Source organism: Achromobacter agilis (genome assembly GCF_900496965.1).
GTDB classification, from domain to species: domain Bacteria; phylum Pseudomonadota; class Gammaproteobacteria; order Burkholderiales; family Burkholderiaceae_B; genus Achromobacter; species Achromobacter agilis.
In genome coordinates this window covers 1-1,331 of sequence record NZ_UFQB01000056.1, presented here as the reverse complement: position 1 = coordinate 1,331, position 1,331 = coordinate 1, and the positions used below count along the sequence as shown (strand labels likewise).

1 protein-coding gene is annotated in these 1,331 nt (G+C 61.9%); it reads right to left on the bottom strand.

The window, feature by feature from the left end; genetic code table 11:
* Positions 1 to 49: 49 nt before the first annotated feature.
* Positions 50 to 1,278, bottom strand: a protein-coding gene (locus AGI3411_RS30000; RefSeq protein ID WP_208748215.1) for an IS3 family transposase whose coding sequence is annotated in 2 segments (ribosomal slippage) — positions 50 to 928 and positions 931 to 1,278 — 1,227 coding nt in all. Because the reading frame shifts where the segments join, the coding sequence is not laid out codon by codon here.
* Between the last annotated feature and the right edge of the window lie 53 nt (positions 1,279 to 1,331).

The following is a 1,331-nucleotide window of genomic DNA, read 5'->3' as shown; positions in this document are numbered from 1 at the left end:
TGACCCGTCCTGCCCTGGGTTGACACCTACGGGCCGGTATCCGTAGCGATTACGGACTGAGCACCCGATGAACTTCATCGGGTGTTTTGCATTGTAGGGACAGATGTGGGCGCTCGGTGTTGTAGATCTGGACAGACTGCCTGACCATGAGCCTGGCTTGGGCCAGATCGGCGGGTCTTTGGAGCAACAGTTCTCCCTTCAGGATGCCGTTGACCCGCTCGGCCAAGGCATTCTGGTAGCAGTCGTAGCCGTCGGTCATCGAGCAACGGATGTCATGCCGAGCGTGCAGGCGCTGGTAATACGTCGAGCAGTACTGGATGCCTCGATCCGAGTGGTGCACCAGCGGTTGGTTTGAACGCCGCGAGCGCAACGCCATCTCCAGCGCGCGGCGCACCCCTTCGGTCTGCAGATTCTCGGCCACGTGGTAACCCACGATCTTGCGCGAGTAGGCGTCGGTCACCAGGCTCAAGTAGGTGCACCGCTGGGCGGTCGGCAGGTAGGTGATGTCAGCTACCCAGACCTGCTCGGGACCGGTCGCCACCACCTGGCCTTGACCCGCCTTGAGCAGGTTCGGGTGGCGCCGGAAGCGATGATGGCTGTCTGTGGTCTTGTGATACGCCCGGCGCGGGCGTACCAGCATCCGGGCGCTGCGCAGGATGTCGAACAGCGCATCGCGCCCAGCCTTGATCCCCGCCTCGCGCAGCGGTTGGCGTAGCACATGATGCAGCTTGCGCGTACCCAGCTTCGGTTGCCGCACCCGTAACGCCGTCACCATCGACACGACCTGGCACGCCTGCTGCTGGCGCTCCCGCTCCCTGTGCCTGCCCTTGTAGTAGGCCTGGCGGCTGTGGCCCATGTAGCGGCAAGCCCTTGCCACGCTCAACCCTTGGACGAGCTTTTGCGTAAGGACTTGCCCGAAGGCTTTTTTACGACGCGCACCCCGTAGTCCTTCTCCAGCACGTTGACTACGGCCTCGAACAACTGCGCCTTCTCGCGCGCCTCTTTAAGCTGAACCTCCAGCTCCTTGATCCGCTGCTCGGGCGTGAGCGCCTTGCCCTGACGATCCATATCCACTCCTCTGACCGTCGGCAGGCTCCAGCCACTCCAGCCCGGGCGACCATGCTTGCGCAGCCACACCAGCACCGTCGACCGGCCTTGGATCCCATAGCGACGCTGCGCCTCTTTGTACGTCAGCTCGCCTTTTTCCACCTGCTCGACCACCGACAGTTTAAAAGCCAGGCTGTAGTCCCGCTGGGTTCGCTTGATCCTTGATTCCAATTGACTCTCCTTTTTTCTCTCAAAAAGGTGTCAACCAAATTCAGGACGGGTCA